We start from the raw sequence: 17,707 nt of genomic DNA on the forward strand, positions 1-17,707 counted from the left end.
TGTTCGCTCTTTCGGAGCCGGGACGAAGCGGGCGCGCGCAGACGCGGCAAAGCCGGGTCTTGCGAAGCTTCCCTACGGCGGTGTCAACCGCATCAGGTTCGAAGGGACTGTCTCAACCGCCGGCGCAAGCCGCCGCGGTACCCCCGCTTCAGTGCGCATTAGACATGGAAACGCGGGCCGGCGCCAATGCGCGGGCGTTCAGCGGGCGCCGGCGATCCCGGCGCCGGGGCCGCCCGGCGCGATCCGTGAACCCGGGCACGGCCGGCGCCGCGACCGGCCCGATTGCCCGCCGCGGCCGCGCCGGCTAGCGTGTGGCCATGCCCAGCCCATCGAACCGGCGCCTGTCGCCCTCCTCTTTCGCGCGCCGCCTCCTGTGGACGACGACGCTGATCCTCACCGTGACGGCGTGCGCGTCGCCAGCGCCCAAGCCCGCGGATTCGGTCGCCAGCGCCGCGGTCGTCGCCGACCCGCTCGCCGCGCTGCGTGGGCTGTGCGGCCACGCCTACGCCGGCCGCGTCGTCGCCGACACGCCCAAGAGCGCGGAGGACCCTTTCGCCGGCAAGACCCTGATCATGCATGTGCGCGAATGCGGCGCCGATGCGATCCGCATTCCATTCCACGTCGGCGACGATCGCTCGCGCACCTGGGTGATCAGCGCGCACGACGGCCGGCTGCGCCTCAAGCACGATCATCGTCATCGCGACGGCGGTTCCGATACGTTGACGATGTACGGCGGCGATCAACTCGGCGACGCCGGCGCCGGTCGCTACGAATTCCCGGCCGACGACTACAGCCAGACCATGTTCCGCAAACTCGGCCGCGAAGTCTCGCTGCCGAACGTGTGGGCGGTGGAGATCGACGCGCAGCGTTTCGTCTACGAACTGTCGCGCCCCGGGCGCCTGTTCCGGGTCGAATTCGACCTGACGCATCCGGTGCCCGCGCCCCCGCCGCCGTGGGGCGGCTGAAGCGCGGGCGTCGAATCCGCGGCGGTCAGTGGCCCGGGTTGGTGTACCAGCCGTAGCAGTAGTTCTGTCCGTTCTTGGTCAGATAGAAGCGGCTGCAGTTGGTGTCGTAGCTGGTGCCGGTGGCGGTGATGCGATAGCCCGACAGATAGGCGCCGTTGAGGTGATAGAAGCTGCCGTTAAGCTTGAGCGACCAGTGCTCGTGCGGGCCGGTCGAGCTGCCGCCGTTGCACAGCGCTTGCGCCCGGGTGTTGGCCGGATTGGCGATGGCGGTGTTGCTGCCGACGTTCGCGCCGGTGGCGTAGCGGATGTTCATCAGGTGGTAGTAGGTCGTGGACCAGCCGCCGCTGTGCACGATCTCGGCGAAGCACGAGGAGTGGCGCTTGAACGAACCGTTCGCCGACGCCGATACCCAGGTGTTGCTCTGGTTGCTGCCCCAGCCGCCGCCCAGCGACATGTCCAGCGACGACATCGGGTAGTTGCCCGAGCCGGTGTTGGTGTGCGCGCCGCCGACATGCCAGCGCGCGCCGCGCGGGAACGGGAATTGCAGCAGGCCGTTGGGCGACAGCGGCTGCACGTCCGGCCCGGCCTTGGCGAAGCGCGCCGACGGCATCTGGGCCTGGCGCGGCTCGTTGAACAAACGGCCGTAGACCAGCTGGAACTCGCCGTCGCCGCTGAGTTTGGCGCTGGCCTGGCTGGCGCCGGCGCGTTCGAACAAGGCCTGCAGCGGATTGGCGCGCGCCAGGGTCACCGCGCCCTTGGCGTCGGGGCCGTCGTTCTCGTACAGCGCCTCGCGCAGGGCCTGCGCGACTTCGCGGGTCTGGCCGTTGAAATCCTTCGCCTGCGCCAACGTGCCGAACGGACGCTTCGACGCGTCGGCGCCGGCGTGCTTGCGCGTGATCGCGCCGCTCTGCTGCTCCATCAACGCGATCAGCACCTTCGGACTGATGCCGCTGTAACCGGCCCAGTGCGAGATCGATTCGGCGTGACGCGACAGATGCGGCGCGTTCTTGGCCAGATACGCATCGATGTCGAAGTCGAACATTTCGTCGTACGAATACACCAGGTCCTGCCCGCTCAAGCCGCGTTCGGCCGCGCCGGCGCCGCCACTGATCGCGGCCAGCACGCAACACGCCAGCAGTCCCAGTCCCATCTTGGAGAACGCATGGTTCGAGCCAGTCTTGTTCGACATCGTCTTGCTCCCGAGGTTTGATGGGCGGCTCGCGGATAGACCACCGCGTCGTCGTACGCGGACATTCGCTCGCGGCGGCCACCCGGGTTGGTGCGAGCCGCAACGACTCTGACCGCACGCGCAAGCGCTGTCGTGCGACCGCGGTCAAATCGGCGAAACGCAAATGAGACTGCGGCTGCAACATCCGCACAAGAATGGAATGCGCTAAAAACCGCTGGATTTCAGCGTTCAGCGAGAAACGGTCGCAGCGCACAGATCGCCGCGCGCGCATCGCGCTGAACGATCGTGCGCAAACGGCGACGCCGATGGCGCGCAGCCATCGCGGCCGCGGCGAAGCGCGAACCAAACGCCGCCGACCGCGGCCCGGCGCTTGCGCAAAGCCGGCCGAAGTCGCGCATCATGTGCGCACGATCCGGACCGTCGTATCGCCTCGCCCTCCCATGGAATCCATCGCATGAACACGCTGCATCGCCATGTCGCTTCGCTTGCCCTGTCGCTGCTGGCGCCGCTGGCGCAGGCCGCCGACTTCACCCTGGAAAGTCCCGATGTGCGCGAAGGCCAGGCCATCGACAACGCCTTCGTGCACAAAGTCCTGGGCTGCAAAGGCAGCAATACCTCACCGCGGTTGGCGTGGAGCAATCCGCCGGCCGGCACGCGCAGCTTCGCGGTCACCGTCTACGACCTCGACGCGCCCGGCGGCAGCGGCTTCTGGCATTGGCTGGTGGTGAACATTCCCGCGAAAGCCAACCTGCTCGATCACGGCGCCAGCACCGCGGGCCTGCCGGCCGGCGCGTTGCAGATCCGCAACGACTTCGGCCAGGCCGGTTATGGCGGCCCGTGCCCGCCGCCGGGCAAGCTGCATCGTTACGAATTCACGGTGTGGGCCTTGAAGATCGACAAGCTCAAGATCGAGCCCAGCGCCGGCGGCACGCTGGCCGCTTTCATGATCAAGCAAAACGCTTTGGGCCAGGCCAAGCTCACCGCGCCGTACGAGCGCCCGCAGGCCGAAGGCAAAAATTCCCAGGCACCGGTTCGGTGACCTGAGCGTCCGTCGCCGCCCGGCGGCCGCATCGCGCCGGGCGCCGGGGCCTTCGCACCGCCCGCACAAATCTTCATCGCCCCTCTTGACGCGCCGCACAACGGCGCGGTATTGCTAGCCCATGCACCCCGCCTTCGCCATCGCCCGCAACGTATCGACCCCGCCGCTCGGCCGGGTATCGATCGTATGGTCGATGTCGATTACCACTACCGGTACCGGTACCACCTCTTCAGGGGTGCGGACGGGCGTGTCCAGCTAACAGACCACGCCGCTCCGCACCCGAATCCGGGTGCGGGCTGGCCGCCCTGCCCCGGACCGGAACGCGGAGCTCCAACAGGAGCTTCACCATGTCGTCCGCCTCGCCCCAAGCCGCTTTCGATGCCCAGCCCGATGCGGCCGTGGCTGAAGAACCTCTCGCCAGCGATCTCGACGCGCCCGTAGCCGCCGATCCCGTCGTCCCGGCCCGTCACACGCATAAATTCGGCGGCAGCAGCCTCGCCGACGACGCCCGTTATCGCGTCGCGGTCGGCCTGCTCGACGACGGCTCGCGCGAACGCGTGGTCGTGGTCTCGGCGATGCAGGGCGTCACCGATGCGCTGGTCGCGCTGGTCGCCAGCGCGCTCGATGGACAGGATTGGGCGCCGGCCTGGGCGGTGCTGCGCCGGCGCCATGTCGAAGCGGCGCAGTCGCTGGACCCGCACGACCGCCACGGCACGATCGAGGCGATCGAAGCCGAATTCGCCCGCTTGCGCGAAACCATCGACGGCCTGCGCACGCAACCCGACGAGGCCTTGGCCGCGGCCTTGCCGGGCCTGGGCGAAGTGCTTTCGTCCTACCTCATGCACGCCGCGCTCGGCGGCGACACCGCGGGCTGGACGCGGCTGGACGCGCGCGAAGTGCTGGTGGTGCATCCGGGCGAAATGGGCGTTGGCGTGGACTGGGCGCGCAGCCGCGAAAACCTCGATGCGTGGCGCAGGCAGCATCGCTCGCGCGACGTGATCGTCACCGGTTTCGTCGCCCGCGATTCGCACGGCCGCGACACCACGCTCGGCCGCAACGGCAGCGATTACTCGGCGGCGATCTTCGCCAATCTGTTCGACGCCGACGCGCTGACCATCTGGACCGACGTCGACGGCGTGCTTTCGGCCGATCCGCGGCTGGTGCCCGACGCGGTCTGCCTGCCGTCGATGTCGTATGCCGAAGCCTGCGAACTGGCGTATTTCGGCGCCAAGGTGCTGCACCCGCAGACGCTGGCGCCGGTGCAGCAGCGCGGCATTCCGCTGCGCATCCGCAACACCCGCAATCCGCGCGCGCCGGGCACCTTGATCAGCCTGCGTCCGCAAGCCGACGGCGGCACGCCGGTAAAGGGGCTGAGCCTGGTCCACGATCTCGCCGTGCTGGAACTGGTCGGCAACGGCATGGTCGGCGTGCCCGGCACCGCCGAGCGCCTGTTCGGCGCGCTGCGCGGCGCCGGCGTGTCGGTGACGATGATTTCGCAAGGCTCCTCGGAACATTCCATCTGCGTGGTCGTGCGCGCCGATCAGGCCGCGCGCGGACGCGACGCGATCGTCGCCGCCTTCGCCGACGCCATGGCCGACGGCCAGACCCAACACGTCACGGTCACCCCGGACATCTGCGTGCTCGCCGCGGTCGGCGACGGCATGGTCGGCCTGCCGGGCGTGGCGGCGCAGTTGTTCGACGGGCTGGCGAAGGCGCGCATCAACCTGCGCGCGATCGCCCAGGGCGCGGGCGAACGCAACATCTCCGTGGCGATCGCCGCGCGCGACGCGACCCGTGCGCTGCGCGCCGCGCATTCGGCGTTCTGGCTGTCGCCGCAGTGCATTTCGATCGGGCTGATCGGCCCGGGCAAGGTCGGCCGCGCGCTGCTCGCGCAACTGGCCGCGGCGCAGCCGCGCCTGCAGCGCGATGCGCGCCCGCAGTACAAGCTGGACCTGCGCCTGCGCGCGCTCGCCGACAGCCGGCGCATGCATCTGGCGCCGCGCGCGATGTCGTTCGAAGACGCCGGCGACCGCTTCGCCGCCGACGCCGAAACGCTGGATCTGGAACGTTTCGCCGCGCACGTGCGCGCCGAGCACATTCCGCATGCGCTGATCGTCGATTGCAGCGGCAGCGACGCGGTCGCCGCGTATTACCCGCAATGGATCGCCGCCGGCATCCACGTGGTCACGCCGAGCAAACACGCCGGCGCCGGCCCGCTGGCGCGTTACGAGGCAATCCGCGAAGCCGCGCGCAACGGCGGCCAGTTCCGTTACGAAGCCACCGTCGGCGCCGGCCTGCCGATCATCCAGACCCTGCGTTCGCTGCTCGACACCGGCGATGAACTGACCGAAGTCGAAGGCATCCTGTCGGGCACGCTGGCGTGGCTGTTCAATCGCTACGACGGCCAGACCGCGTTTTCCGAACTGGTGCGCGAGGCGCACGCGCTGGGTTACACCGAGCCCGATCCGCGCGACGACCTGTCCGGCACCGATGTCGCGCGCAAGCTGGTGATCCTGGCGCGCGAAGCCGGGCGGGCCTTGTCGCTGGAGCAGATCGAGGTCGAAAGCCTGGTGCCCGAAGCGCTGCGCGGCGTATCCAAGGACGAATTCTTCGAGCGCCTGCACGAACTCGATGCGCCCTTGCAGCAGCGTTTCGATGCCGCGCGCGCCGCCGGATTGAGCCTGCGCTACATCGCCCGGCTCGATCGCGACGGCCGCGCCAGCGTCGGCGTGGTCTCGCCGCCGCCGGGGCATGCTTCGCTGCACGGCGCCTTGACCGATAACCTGATCCAGTTCCGCACCCGCCGTTACGCGGATAATCCGCTGGTCGTGCAAGGCCCCGGTGCGGGGCCGGACGTCACCGCCGCCGGCGTGTTCGGCGACATGCTGACGATCGCGCAAACCCTCGGAGCCCGCGCATGAGCGCTGCGTCACCTTCTTCCCCGGCCCGCTCCGACGACGACGCTCACGCGTCCTCGGCGCAGCAGGTGCGCGCGTTCGCGCCGGCCAGCGTCGGCAACATCGGCGTCGGCTTCGACGTGCTCGGCCATTCGATCCAGGGCCCGCGCGATGTCGCCACGGTGCGGCGCATCGCCGAACCGGTGGTGCGCATCCGCGCGATCCGCGGCGACGTGCCGGGCGCGGACTCGCTGCCGTTGCAGGCCGAGCGCAATACCGCCGGGCAGGCGTTGATCTCGTTGCGCGAAAAGCTCGGGCTGGCGCACGGGTTCGAACTGGAATTGGACAAGGGCATCGCGCTCGGCTCCGGCCTTGGCGGCTCGGCCGCGTCCTGCGTCGCGGCCCTGGTCGCGGCCAACGCCTTGCTCGCCCAGCCGCTGTCGCGCGAGGCCTTGTACGAATTCGCGCTCGACGGCGAATCGGTGTCCAGCGGCAGCCGCCACGGCGACAACGTCGCGCCGATGCTGCTCGGCGGCGTGGTCATGGCGACTTCGACGCGGATGATCGCGCTGTCGGTGCCGGACTGGTTGTACGCGGTGGTGGTGCATCCGGATCAAGTGCTGGAGACGCGGCGCGCGCGCGCGGTGCTGAGCGATCCGTATCCGCTGTCGCAGGTAGTCAGGCAGAGCGCGCATCTGGCCTTGTTTCTGACCGGCTTGCAGCGCGACGATGCGCAGTTGCTGCGCGAGGGCTTGGTCGATCTGTTGGTGGAACCGCGGCGCGCGCCGCTGATTCCGGGATTCGCCGAGGTCAAGGCGGCGGCGTTGGAGCATGGCGCGCTGGGCGCGAGCATTTCCGGCGCCGGGCCGAGTTGTTTCGCCTGGTTCGAGACCAAGACCCAGGCGCAGATCGCCGCGGCGGCGATGCGCATCGCTTTCGCCGCCGCCGGTTTCGACTCGCGCGCCTATGTCACGCCGGTGGCGGGGCCGCGCGCGGATGTGATCGGCTCGGTGTGATGACAGCGTTGGTCGCGGTCGAAAGCAAATCCCCCCTAGCCCCCCTTTTTCAAAGGGGGGAAGCGGTAGGCGGGTTGCGAGGCATCGTCACTGACGCACGAATGCGTCCCCCCCTTTGAAAAAGGGGGGCTAGGGGGGATTTGCTTTTCCGCCCAGCCCTCCCAAGCCTCTCCCCCTCTGCGAGCCCATTTCATGAATTTCCTCAGCACCCGCGGACGAACACCGCCCACCGCGATCGACCAAGCCCTGTCGGCCGGGCTCGCCCCCGACGGCGGCCTGTACGTGCCCGAGCGGTTCCCCGCGCTGTCGCAACCGCTCGCCGCCGACGGACTGGACGCGACCGCGCACGCGATCCTCGCGCCCTACTTCGAACGATCGGCCTTGCGCGAATCGCTGCGCGACATCTGTGCGCGCGCGTTTTCCTTCGATGCGCCGCTGCGTCCGCTGTCGCAGCCCGACGACTGGCTGCTGGAGTTGTTCCACGGTCCCACCGCCGCGTTCAAGGACTACGCCGCGCGTTTCCTCGCGCAAGCCCTGGCCGGCTTGCGCGACGACACCGCCGCGCCCACCACGATCCTGGTCGCCACTTCCGGCGACACCGGCGCCGCGGTCGCCGCCGCGTTTCATCGCCGCGCGGGTTTCCAGGTGGTCATCCTCTATCCCGACGGACGCGTGTCGCCGCGCCAGGCGCACGGCCTGGGGTGCTGGGGCGACAACGTGCAAGCCTTGCGCGTGGACGGCGACTTCGACGCCTGCCAACGCCTGGCCAAGCAGGCGCTGTCCGACGACGCCCTGCGCGCGCAGCGGCCGTTGAGCTCGGCCAACAGCATCAGCCTGGGCCGGCTGCTGCCGCAGGCGGCGTATTACGCGCATGCCGCCGGCCGCCACTACGCGCAGCGCGGCGAGCCGCTGAACTTCATCGTGCCCACCGGCAACCTCGGCAACGCCTGCGCGGCCTTCGTCGCCAAGCGCATGGGCTTGCCGATCGGCGAGATCCGCCTGGCCACCAACGCCAACGACACCTTGCCGCGCTACTTCGCCGGCGCGGACTATCTCGCCCAGCCGACCCAGGCGACCCTGGCCAACGCCATGGACGTGGGCGCGCCGAGCAATTTCGAGCGACTGCGCTATTGGCATCGCGACGACGCCGAACTGCGCCGCGCCACCCAGGCGCAAAGCATCGCCGACGCCGTCATCGTCGAAACCATCCGCAACGCGCCGCAACGCCACGGCGTGGTGCCCTGCCCGCACACCGCGACCGGCCTGCATCTGCTGGAAACGCTGCGCGCGCAAGGCGACGAGCGGCCGTGGGCGGTAGTCGCCACCGCCCATCCGGCCAAGTTCGAGAGCATCGTCGAACCGCTGGTGGGGCATGCGGTCGAGCCGCCGCCGGCCCTGGCGGCGTCGCTGGCGCGGCCGGCACACGCCGAGCCGATGGCGTCGGAGTACGACGCGTTGCGCGCCTTCCTGGCCGATCCGGCCCGCTGACGGCGCCGCCGCGGACGTGAATGGGCCGCGCGGGTATCGTCTCGACCGCCCGAGCAAGGTCGCCGCCTCCGCTCCGACGCAGCGGTTCGATCCGCTCCCGCGTGCGCGTTCTCGCCGCCGTCGTAACCACGATCACGAACCGCGACGATTTCGCAGGAAACTATTGACAAGCCTTGGATGGCCATGGTCTTCTCGATCCATGACGCAACGCAGCAACCACCCGCAGACGACCTCGATCAAGGCCCCGGCCTCGAACGACGCCGCGCGCGTCTTGCTCCGCCTTGCGCCCGCCATCGCCACGACCATTCTCGTACTCGTACTTATTACCGGGTTTATCAGCGCGGGAAGCGGGTTCGTGTAGAAAAACACACAACCCAAGGTCGAAAGAACCTGAACCCCGCGCCCCAAAGGCGCGGGGTTTTTCGTTTTACGGCCCTCGGGTTCCATGCATTGGAAAGTCCGCACATGGATGTACGGGCTCTTGCGAAGGGATTCGCGTACAGCACAGGAATCGCCGTTCGTGAGAAGCAACGCCATCAAGCAAGGCCCGGCCCGAGCCCCCGCGCGCGCGATGCTGCGCGCCACGGGCCTGGACGACGCGGCCATCGCCAGACCGCTGGTCGCCGTCGTCCACACCTGGTCCGACGTCTCGCCGTGCAACATCACCCTGCGCGATCTGGCCCAGCACGTGCGCCGCGGCGTGCACGACGGCGGCGGCACGCCGATCGAGTTCAACACCATCGCCGTCACCGACGGCATCGCGATGGGCACCGACGGCATGCGCGCGTCGCTGGCGTCGCGCGAAACCATCGCCGATTCGATCGAACTGGCCGTGTCCGGCCACTGCCTGGACGCGATGGTGCTGCTGGTCGGTTGCGACAAGACCATCCCGGCCGCGGCGATGGCGGCCGCGCGCCTGGATATCCCGACCGTGATCCTCTACGGCGGCACGATCATGCCGGGCCATTGCCCGTCGAAGAAAGGCCAAAGCGACGACAAGCCGCTGACCGTGCAGGACGTGTTCGAAGCGGTCGGCGCGCACTCGGCCGGACGCATCGACGACGGCGAACTGCATCGCATCGAATCGCACGCCTGCCCCGGCGCCGGCGCCTGCGGCGGCCAGTTCACCGCCAACACCATGGCGATGGTGCTGACCTTCCTGGGCCTGTCGCCGCTGGGCTACAACGACATCCCGGCGATCCACGCGGACAAGCCCGAAGCCGCGCGCCTGTGCGGCGAACTGGTCATGCGGCAACTGCGCGACGGCGGCCCGACCCCGCGCACGCTGCTAAGCGTCGATGCGCTGCGCAACGCCGCGCGCGCGGTTTCGGCCACCGCCGGTTCGACCAACGCCGCGCTGCATCTGCTGGCGATCGCGCACGAAGCCGGCGTCGCCTTCGACCTGGAAGAATTCGAAGCCGCCGCGCATACGCCGGTGATCGCCGACCTGAAACCCGGCGGACGCTACACCGCCGCGGAAATGTTCGAATTCGGCGGCGCGGCGCTGGTGGCGCGCGAGCTGAAGACGGCCGGTCTGATCGAGGATATTCCCACGGTCACCGGCCGTTCCTTTTTCCAGGAGCTGTCCGAAGCGGTCATGGCCGATGCGCAGGACGTCGTGCGTCCGGTCGCCGATCCGATCAAGCCGCGCGGCGGTTACTCGATCATCTACGGCAACCTCGCGCCGGAAGGCTGCATCCTCAAGCTGGCCGGCCACGGCCGCGAGCATTTCGAAGGCCCGGCGCGGGTGTTCGATTCGGAAGAAGCCGCGTTCGCCGCGGTGCAGGCGCGGCAAATCCAGGCCGGCGACATCGTGGTGATCCGCTTCGAAGGCCCCACCGGCGGCCCCGGCATGCGCGAAATGCTGGCGGTGACCGCCGCGCTGGTCGGCCAGGGCTTGAGCAACGACGTCGCCTTGATCACCGACGGCCGCTTCAGTGGCGCCACGCACGGCTTCATGGTCGGCCACATCTCGCCGGAAGCCGCGCATGGCGGACCGATCGCGCGCCTGCGCGAAGGCGACCGCGTCAGCATCGACGTCAAGACGCGCAAGTTGGAGGTCGCCGCCGATCTGTCCTCGCGCGAGCCGGCGCGGATCGCGCCGCGCGTGACCACCGGCGTGCTGGCCAAGTACGCGCGCCTGGTTGGCTCGGCCTCGCAAGGCGCGGTGACCGCGCTCGGCCCGCTGCAATCGCCGCCGGCGAAAAGAATCGAAGCCACCCTGATCGAACAACCTGCACCCGAACCCGCCTGACCCCCACTCACTCCTCACTCCTCTCAACTAGTTCCTCCCCTTCCCGAGACCACAGACATGACCGCAACGACCTTCCGCCCCAAGATCGCCATCGTCGGCTACGGCAGCCAAGGCCGCGCGCACGCGCTCAACCTTCGCGATTCCGGCTTCGACGTCACCGTAGGCCTGCGTCCGGGCGGCCCGACCGAGCTGAAGGCCAAGGCCGACGGCTTCACCGTCAAGACCCCGGCCGAAGCGGTCGCCGAAGCCGAGCTGGTCGCGGTGCTGACGCCCGACATGGTTCAACCGCAGCTGTATCGCGATGTCATCGAACCCAACATCAAGCAAGGCGCTTGCCTGCTGTTCGCGCACGGCTTCAACGTGCATTACGGCCAGATCGCCCCGCGCGCCGATCTCGACGTGGTGCTGGTCGCGCCGAAGGGCCCGGGCGCGCTGGTGCGCCGCGAATACGAAATCGGCCGCGGCGTGCCCAGCGTCTACGCGGTGCATCAGGACAAGACCGGCCGCGCGGAAGAATTCGCCCTGACTTATTGCGGCGGCATCGGCGGCGCGCGCCAGAACGCGATCAAGACCACGTTCAAGGAAGAGACCGAAACCGATCTGTTCGGCGAACAGGCGGTGCTGTGCGGCGGCGCGACCAAGCTGGTCCAGGCCGGCTGGGAAACCCTGGTCGAAGCCGGTTATCAGCCGGAAGTGGCCTACTACGAATGCCTGCACGAACTGAAGCTGATCGTCGATCTGTTCTACGAAGGCGGCGTCACCCGCATGCACGAGTTCATCAGCGAAACCGCGCAGTACGGCGCGCTGACCCGCGGCACCTACATCGTCGACGACCACACCAAGGCGCAGATGCGCAAAGTCCTGACCGAAATCCAGGACGGCACCTTCGCCAAGCAGTGGATCGCCGAATACGCCGCCGGCAACGCCAACTACAAGGCGCTCAAGCAGGGCGACCTGGAGCACCCGATCGAAGCGGTCGGCAAGAAACTGCGCGCCAACATGAAGTGGCTGGACAACGCGCCCAAGGCGCAGACCGCCGCTCCCGCCGCCACCCGCGGCGAACGACAGGAAGAGGCTGCCTGATGAACGGTGCCCGCTGGCTGGTGCAAGCACTGGCCGCAGAAGGCGTCGACGTTCTGTTCGGTTATCCGGGCGGCACGATCATGCCTTTCTACGATGCCCTGCACGGCTCGGACCTGAAGCACATCCTGGTCCGTCACGAGCAAGGCGCGGCTTTCGCGGCGAACGGCTACGCCCGGGCCAGCGGGCGAGTCGGCGTTTGCGTAGCCACTTCCGGACCCGGCGCGTCCAACCTGGTCACCGGCATCGCCGACGCGATGCTGGACTCGGTGCCGATGGTCGCCATCACCGGCCAGGTCGCGACCACGCTGATGGGCACCGACGCGTTCCAGGAACTGGACGTGTTCGGCATGACCATGCCGATCGTCAAGCACAGCTTCATCGCGCGCAGCGTCGATGACCTGCCGCGCATCGTCGGCGATGCCTTCCGCCTGGCGCGTTCGGGCCGTCCCGGCCCGGTGCTGATCGATCTGCCCAAGGACGTGCAGAACTCCGACGCCTCGCATCTGCCCGCGCACGCGCCGCTGCCGACCGATCCGGTGCCGGCCGCGGCGGACGCGGCGTATCACGAAGCCGCCGCGCTGATCGCGCACGCACGCAAGCCGCTGGTGTACGGCGGCGGCGGCATCGCCCTGGGCGACGCGGTCGAATCGTTCCGCGCCTTCGTCGAAGGCAGCCAGATTCCTTCCGTGCTGACCTTGAAGGGACTGGGCGCGCTGCCGGCCGATCACGCCCTCAACCTGGGCATGCTGGGCATGCACGGCAACCGCGCGGCGAATCTGTCCGTGCAGGAATGCGATCTGCTGATCGTGGTCGGCGCGCGTTTCGACGACCGCGCCACCGGCAAGCTGGCCGAGTTCGCGCCGAACGCGCGTGTCGTGCACATGGACCTGGACGCCTGCGAGATCGGCAAGCTGCGTCACGCCGACGCCGCGGTCAACGGCGACCTGCGCCGCTCGCTGGACGCGCTGACGCCCCCGGTCACCGCGCAACTGCAGGCCCGCAACGGCGCGGCGCGCCGCGCCTGGCGCGACACCTGCCTGCAGCGCAAGCGCGAATGCGCGCCGCGCTACGACGCGCCCGGCGAAACCGTGTATGCGCCGGCGCTGCTGCGCCGCCTGTCGGAACTGGCGCCGGAAGCCATCGTCTCGTGCGATGTCGGCCAGCATCAGATGTGGGTCGCGCAGCACTGGCAGTTCAACGATCCGCGCAAGCACCTGACCAGCGGCGCGCTGGGCGCGATGGGCTTCGGCGTGCCGGCCGCGTTGGGCGCGCAACTGGAAAGCCCGCAGGCGCAGGTGATCTGCGTCAGCGGCGACGGCTCGTTCCTGATGAACGTGCAGGAGCTGGCGACCATCGCGCGCTATCGCCTGCCGGTGAAGATCGTGCTGCTCGACAACCAGGCGCTGGGCATGGTGCGGCAGTGGCAGGAGCTGTTCTTCGAACGCCGCTATTCCGAGATCGACCTGTCCGACAACCCGGATTTCTGCGCGCTGGCCGCCGCGTTCGGGGTCAAGGCGATGTATGTCGATCGCGCCGACTCGGTCGAGGAAGCGCTGACCTACATGCTGGAAACCCCGGGCCCGGTGCTGCTGCACGTGGCCATCGACCAGGCCGCCAACGTCTGGCCGCTGGTCCCGCCGAATCACAACAACGCGCAGATGCTCGACCCGGAAGCGGGCGACGCGGACGCCATCACCAGCCTCACGCCACCCACCACCGCCGAAAAGGAGGACGCCGATGCGATACCAGCTTGAACTGACCCTGCGCCAGGCCGAAGGCGCGCTGGCACGCGTATTGGGCGCCGCCGAACGCCGCGGTTTCCGTCCGCTTTCCGTGGACGGCGAAGCGCAACCCGACGGCGATCGCTGGCATCTGCGCATGACGGTGGAAGGCGATCGCGCCGACACCGCCCTGCAGAGTCAGCTCGCCAAGCTTTACGACTGTCTTGCCGTTGAGGTTTCTCCATGCAGCTGAACACCGAAATCGCCAATCAACCGGCCGCCACCGAAGCGGCGCATGGGGGCTTCGCGGCGTCCGCGGTTCGTGAGCGTGCTTATGCGCCCAGTCAGATCGAGGGCAAGTCGGCCGGGGCCGGGCGTTCCGAGTCCCATGCTCGGGGTGAAGTCCCGAATCCGGCGAATCAACCACTCATTTGGTTCGACGGTAATTTCATCGCCGGCGATGCTCCGGAAGCCCCGCTGACCACCCACGCCATGCATTACGGCACCGCGGTGTTCGAAGGCATCCGCAGCTACGCCACCGCCGACGGCGGCGCGGCGGTGTTCCGCCTGCCCGAGCACATGGAGCGCATGCGCAAGGGCGCGGACATGTTCGGTATCGAGTTCGATGCCGAGCGCGCGACCCAGGCCACCCTGGCGACGCTGCGCGCCAACGGCCACCGCGACGCCTACATCCGTCCGCTGACCTGGATGGGCACCGGCAGCATCGGCCTGGACGTCGATCCGCTGAGCCAGCACCTGATGATCGCGACGATGGCGAAAGTCGTGCACCTGGGCGGCGCGCGCACGCGCCTGACGGTGTCGCCGTGGAAGCGCAATCCGGCCACCTCGATGCCGCCGCTGAAGCTCAGCGGCGCCTACGTCAACTCGATCCTGGCCAAGCGCGAAGCCAAGCAGCGCGGCTTCGACGAGGCGCTGTTCACCGACGACAAGGGCTATGTCGTCGAATGCACCGGCGCCAACGTGTTCATGGTCAAGAACGGCGTGGTGACCTCGGTCGATCACCGCGACGCGCTGCCTGGCATCACCCGCGACACCATGATCGAGTTGTCCGGCGCGCAATCGCGCGAAGTGACCCTGCACGAGCTGCTGGACGCGGACGAAGTCTTCGTCTGCGGCACCGCCGCCGAAGCCACCGCGATCGCCGTGCTGGATCGCCGCGAATTCGGCGACAACCCGGTCACGCGCGAACTGGCGGCGCTGTACGGCCGCGTCGTGCGCGGGCAGGAAACGCGTTACGCCTCCTGGCTGACCGCGGTCTGATCATGGACGGCGACGTAGCCCGCATGGCCCAAGTAAGCGCCGCCGACCTGCTGGCGGCGCAAGCGCGGCTGCGCCGCTACCTGGACCCCACGCCGCTGCACCACGCCGAACGTTTCGGCTGCTGGCTCAAGCTCGAGAACCTGCAGCGCACCGGTTCGTACAAAGTGCGCGGCGCCTTGAACGCGCTGCTGGCCGCGCGCGAACGCGGCGATCACCGCACCGTGATCGCCGCCTCCGCCGGCAACCACGCGCAAGGCCTGGCCTGGGCGGCGTACCGCCTGGGCGTCAACGCGATCACGGTGATGCCGAGCACCGCGCCGCAGACCAAGATCGCCGGCGTCGCCCACTGGGGCGCCACCGTGCGCCTGCACGGCGACAGCTACGACGAAGCCAAGGCGTTCGCGATCGAGCTGGCGCAACAACACGATTACCGCCTGCTGTCGGCCTTCGACGATCCCGACGTCATCGCCGGCCAAGGCACGGTCGCGCTGGAACTGGCCGCGTTCGCGCCCGACGTGGTGCTGGTGCCGATCGGCGGCGGCGGCCTGGCCGCCGGCGTCGCGCTGGCGCTGAAATCCGAATTGCTGTCGGGCTCGGCCGCCGCGCGCCGCGTGCGCGTGATCGGCGCGCAGGTCGAAGGCGTCGACTCGATGGCGCGCGCGCTGCGCGGCGATCGCCGCCTGATCGAACCGGCCGCGACCCTGGCCGACGGCGTGCGGGTCAAGGACCCCGGTCGCCTGACCGAGCGCGTGCTGAGCACGCTGCTGGACGACGTGGTCATCGTGCGCGAAGCCGAGCTGCGCGAAACCCTGGTCCGGCTGGCATTGGAAGAACACATCATCGCCGAAGGCGCCGGCGCCCTGGCGCTGGCCGCCGGCCGCCGCATCGCCGCCAAGCGCAAGTGCGCGGTGGTCTCCGGCGGCAATCTCGATGCCGGCGTGCTCGCGCGCCTGCTCTCGGAAGTGCGCCCGCGCGCGCCGCGCCGTCCGCGCCGCCGCACCCGCGACGCCGTCGGTCGCGAAACCGCAACCGTCGAGGCGGACATTTACCAACTCGCCAACCTGTCATTCGAGCGCAAGGCCACGCAGCCCGACGCCGTCATCGCAAACCATTCCCAGCATCCAGTCGTAACAGAGGAAATTCCCGCATGAACGACTCGCCCGGCCTGGTAACGCCCATTACCGAGGCTTCACACCACGTCACCATCTTCGACACCAGCCTGCGCGACGGCGAGCAATCGCCCGGCTGCAGCATGACCGCGAGCCAGAAGCTGCGCTTCGCCCACGCGCTGTCGGAACTCGGCGTGGACGTGATCGAAGCCGGTTTCCCGGCCAGCTCCGAGGCCGATCTGGAAGGCACGCGCGCGATCGTGCGCGAAGTGCGCGGCTCCACCCTCGCCACCCTGGCGCGCTGCCATCCGGGCGACATCGAAGCCTGCGCGCGCGCGCTCGAAGGCGCGGCCAAGCCGCGCATCCACGTGTTCATCTCGACCAGCCCGCTGCATCGCCAGCACAAGCTCAACCTGGACAAGCAGCAGGTGCTGGAGCGCGCGGTCGCCGCGGTCGAGCAGGCGCGCGGCTATGTCGATGACGTCGAATTCTCCTGCGAGGACGCGCTGCGCACCGAGCACGACTATCTGGTCGAAGTGTGCAGCGCCGCGGTCGCCGCCGGCGCGCGCACCCTGAACATTCCCGACACCGTCGGCTACACCACGCCGGGCGAAATCCGCGCTTTGTTCGAATACCTGCGCGCCAACGTCCGCGGCGCCGACAAGGCCGTGTTCAGCGCGCACTGCCATAACGACCTGGGCCTGGCGGTCGCCAACAGCCTGGCCGCGATCGAAGGCGGCGCGCGCCAGGTCGAATGCACCATCAACGGCATCGGCGAACGCGCCGGCAACTGCGCGCTGGAAGAACTGGTGATGGCGCTGCGCGTGCGCAACGCTTACTACGGCGCGACCACCCGCATCGACACGCGCCGGCTGGTGCCGACCTCGCGCCTGCTCTCGCGCATCACCGGCATGGTGGTCCAGCGCAACAAGGCCATCGTCGGCCAGAACGCGTTCGCGCACGAGTCGGGCATCCATCAGCACGGCATGCTCAAGCATCGCGGCACCTACGAGATCATGAATCCGGAAGACGTGGGCTGGGCCGAATCGCAGATGGTGATGGGCCGCCACAGCGGCCGCGCCGCCTTGAACGATCGCCTGCAGACCCTGGGCTTCAGCCTGGACGAAGCGCGCTTGAACGCGGTGTTCGCCAGCTTCAAGGCCCTGGCCGAGAAGAAGCGCGAAGTGTTCGACGCCGACCTGGAAGCGCTGGTGCTGGGCGCCGACGCCAAGGCCGCGCGCGGCTATCGTCTGGTGCGCGCTCACGTCAGCACCGGTGTCTCCGACGGCAGCCTGCCGACGGCGAGCGTGCAACTGGTCGAGCCGGAGGGTTCCACCGTCAGCGAAGCCGCGGTCGGCGACGGCCCGGTGCACGCCTTGTTCGCGGCGCTGGCGCGCGCGACCGGCGTGGCCCTGCGCATCGACAGCTACAACGTGTCCAGCGTGACCACCGGCGACGACGCGCAAGGCCAGGCCAGCGTGACCGCGCGCGTCAACGGCGTGGAGCTGACCGGTTCGGGCACCAGCACCGACATCATCGAAGCCAGCGCGCTGGCGTGGTTGGAGGTGGCTAACCGGGTGCATCGCACGCAGCAGTCGCCGCCCAAACTCATCGCAACGGCCTGACTTGGACCCCTCTCCCGCTTGCGGGAGAGGGGTTGGGGTG

14 protein-coding genes and 1 riboswitch are annotated in these 17,707 nt (G+C 69.1%); of the genes, 12 read left to right on the forward strand and 2 right to left on the reverse strand.

Annotated features, from left to right (window positions below):
• Positions 1-51 precede the first annotated feature (51 nt).
• Positions 52-155, reverse strand: a riboswitch (TPP riboswitch).
• A 162-nt stretch (positions 156-317) separates the two neighbouring features.
• Positions 318-965: a hypothetical protein gene (locus J7J50_RS08410; protein ID WP_251043989.1), complete on the forward strand. Its 648-nt coding sequence runs from the start codon at positions 318-320 to the stop codon at positions 963-965.
• A gap of 25 nt (positions 966-990) precedes the next feature.
• Here the strand turns inward: J7J50_RS08410 and J7J50_RS08415 are convergent, their stop codons facing one another.
• Together J7J50_RS08415 and J7J50_RS08420 are read right to left on the reverse strand one after the other, a co-directional pair.
• A complete protein-coding gene (locus J7J50_RS08415; protein ID WP_215055653.1) occupies positions 991-2,154 on the reverse strand; it encodes a M23 family metallopeptidase in 1,164 nt (387 codons plus the stop codon).
• Between the two features lie 221 nt (positions 2,155-2,375).
• Positions 2,376-2,555, reverse strand: coding sequence for a hypothetical protein (locus tag J7J50_RS08420; protein WP_215055654.1), 180 nt, complete (start codon positions 2,553-2,555; stop codon positions 2,376-2,378).
• 53 nt (positions 2,556-2,608) lie between these two features.
• Here J7J50_RS08420 and J7J50_RS08425 point away from each other — a divergent pair, with 53 nt between their 5' ends.
• From J7J50_RS08425 to J7J50_RS08475, 11 genes are all read left to right on the forward strand, one after another.
• On the forward strand, positions 2,609-3,193 hold the full coding sequence (locus tag J7J50_RS08425; protein ID WP_215055655.1) for a YbhB/YbcL family Raf kinase inhibitor-like protein: 585 nt from the start codon (positions 2,609-2,611) through the stop codon (positions 3,191-3,193).
• 347 nt (positions 3,194-3,540) lie between these two features.
• Positions 3,541-6,114: a bifunctional aspartate kinase/homoserine dehydrogenase I gene (thrA, locus tag J7J50_RS08430; RefSeq protein WP_215055656.1), complete on the forward strand. Its 2,574-nt coding sequence runs from the start codon at positions 3,541-3,543 to the stop codon at positions 6,112-6,114.
• The gene (locus J7J50_RS08435; protein ID WP_215055657.1) at positions 6,111-7,106 is read left to right on the forward strand and encodes a homoserine kinase; all 996 of its coding nucleotides are present in this window, start codon (positions 6,111-6,113) and stop codon (positions 7,104-7,106) included. The genes thrA and J7J50_RS08435 overlap by 4 nt, the downstream gene beginning before the upstream one ends.
• A gap of 192 nt (positions 7,107-7,298) precedes the next feature.
• Positions 7,299-8,594, forward strand: coding sequence for a threonine synthase (gene thrC, locus J7J50_RS08440; protein ID WP_215055658.1), 1,296 nt, complete (start codon positions 7,299-7,301; stop codon positions 8,592-8,594).
• Positions 8,595-9,114: 520 nt separating this feature from the next.
• On the forward strand, positions 9,115-10,848 hold the full coding sequence (locus tag J7J50_RS08445; protein WP_215055659.1) for a dihydroxy-acid dehydratase: 1,734 nt from the start codon (positions 9,115-9,117) through the stop codon (positions 10,846-10,848).
• A gap of 57 nt (positions 10,849-10,905) precedes the next feature.
• The gene (gene ilvC / locus J7J50_RS08450; RefSeq protein ID WP_215055660.1) at positions 10,906-11,931 is read left to right on the forward strand and encodes a ketol-acid reductoisomerase; all 1,026 of its coding nucleotides are present in this window, start codon (positions 10,906-10,908) and stop codon (positions 11,929-11,931) included.
• Positions 11,931-13,685, forward strand: coding sequence for an acetolactate synthase 2 catalytic subunit (gene ilvG, locus J7J50_RS08455; protein WP_215055661.1), 1,755 nt, complete (start codon positions 11,931-11,933; stop codon positions 13,683-13,685). The genes ilvC and ilvG overlap by 1 nt, the downstream gene beginning before the upstream one ends.
• Positions 13,669-13,905: an ACT domain-containing protein gene (locus tag J7J50_RS08460; protein WP_036111253.1), complete on the forward strand. Its 237-nt coding sequence runs from the start codon at positions 13,669-13,671 to the stop codon at positions 13,903-13,905. Before ilvG ends, J7J50_RS08460 begins: the two co-directional genes overlap by 17 nt.
• The gene (locus tag J7J50_RS08465; protein WP_215055662.1) at positions 13,896-14,933 is read left to right on the forward strand and encodes an aminotransferase class IV; all 1,038 of its coding nucleotides are present in this window, start codon (positions 13,896-13,898) and stop codon (positions 14,931-14,933) included. Before J7J50_RS08460 ends, J7J50_RS08465 begins: the two co-directional genes overlap by 10 nt.
• A 2-nt stretch (positions 14,934-14,935) precedes the next feature.
• Positions 14,936-16,084, forward strand: a complete 1,149-nt coding sequence (locus J7J50_RS08470) for a threonine dehydratase (protein WP_215055663.1) — start codon at positions 14,936-14,938, stop codon at positions 16,082-16,084.
• Positions 16,081-17,667: a 2-isopropylmalate synthase gene (locus tag J7J50_RS08475; RefSeq protein ID WP_215055664.1), complete on the forward strand. Its 1,587-nt coding sequence runs from the start codon at positions 16,081-16,083 to the stop codon at positions 17,665-17,667. Before J7J50_RS08470 ends, J7J50_RS08475 begins: the two co-directional genes overlap by 4 nt.
• Positions 17,668-17,707: the final 40 nt, after the last annotated feature.

This window comes from Lysobacter sp. ISL-50, assembly GCF_018612875.1.
Classification (GTDB): Bacteria; Pseudomonadota; Gammaproteobacteria; order Xanthomonadales; family Xanthomonadaceae; genus Lysobacter.

Excerpts from the sequence above, each read along its gene's own strand:
- J7J50_RS08470 (WP_215055663.1), top strand. The coding sequence starts at position 14,936 with ATGGACGGCGACGTAGCCCGCATGGCCCAAGTAAGCGCCGCCGACCTG.
- J7J50_RS08420 (WP_215055654.1), bottom strand. The coding sequence starts at position 2,555 with ATGATGCGCGACTTCGGCCGGCTTTGCGCAAGCGCCGGGCCGCGGTCG.
- J7J50_RS08465 (WP_215055662.1), top strand. The coding sequence starts at position 13,896 with ATGCAGCTGAACACCGAAATCGCCAATCAACCGGCCGCCACCGAAGCG.
- ilvC (WP_215055660.1), top strand. The coding sequence starts at position 10,906 with ATGACCGCAACGACCTTCCGCCCCAAGATCGCCATCGTCGGCTACGGC.
- J7J50_RS08475 (WP_215055664.1), top strand. The coding sequence starts at position 16,081 with ATGAACGACTCGCCCGGCCTGGTAACGCCCATTACCGAGGCTTCACAC.
- J7J50_RS08415 (WP_215055653.1), bottom strand. The coding sequence starts at position 2,154 with ATGTCGAACAAGACTGGCTCGAACCATGCGTTCTCCAAGATGGGACTG.
- J7J50_RS08425 (WP_215055655.1), top strand. The coding sequence starts at position 2,609 with ATGAACACGCTGCATCGCCATGTCGCTTCGCTTGCCCTGTCGCTGCTG.
- J7J50_RS08460 (WP_036111253.1), top strand. The coding sequence starts at position 13,669 with ATGCGATACCAGCTTGAACTGACCCTGCGCCAGGCCGAAGGCGCGCTG.
- ilvG (WP_215055661.1), top strand. The coding sequence starts at position 11,931 with ATGAACGGTGCCCGCTGGCTGGTGCAAGCACTGGCCGCAGAAGGCGTC.
- thrC (WP_215055658.1), top strand. The coding sequence starts at position 7,299 with ATGAATTTCCTCAGCACCCGCGGACGAACACCGCCCACCGCGATCGAC.
- J7J50_RS08410 (WP_251043989.1), top strand. The coding sequence starts at position 318 with ATGCCCAGCCCATCGAACCGGCGCCTGTCGCCCTCCTCTTTCGCGCGC.
- J7J50_RS08435 (WP_215055657.1), top strand. The coding sequence starts at position 6,111 with ATGAGCGCTGCGTCACCTTCTTCCCCGGCCCGCTCCGACGACGACGCT.
- thrA (WP_215055656.1), top strand. The coding sequence starts at position 3,541 with ATGTCGTCCGCCTCGCCCCAAGCCGCTTTCGATGCCCAGCCCGATGCG.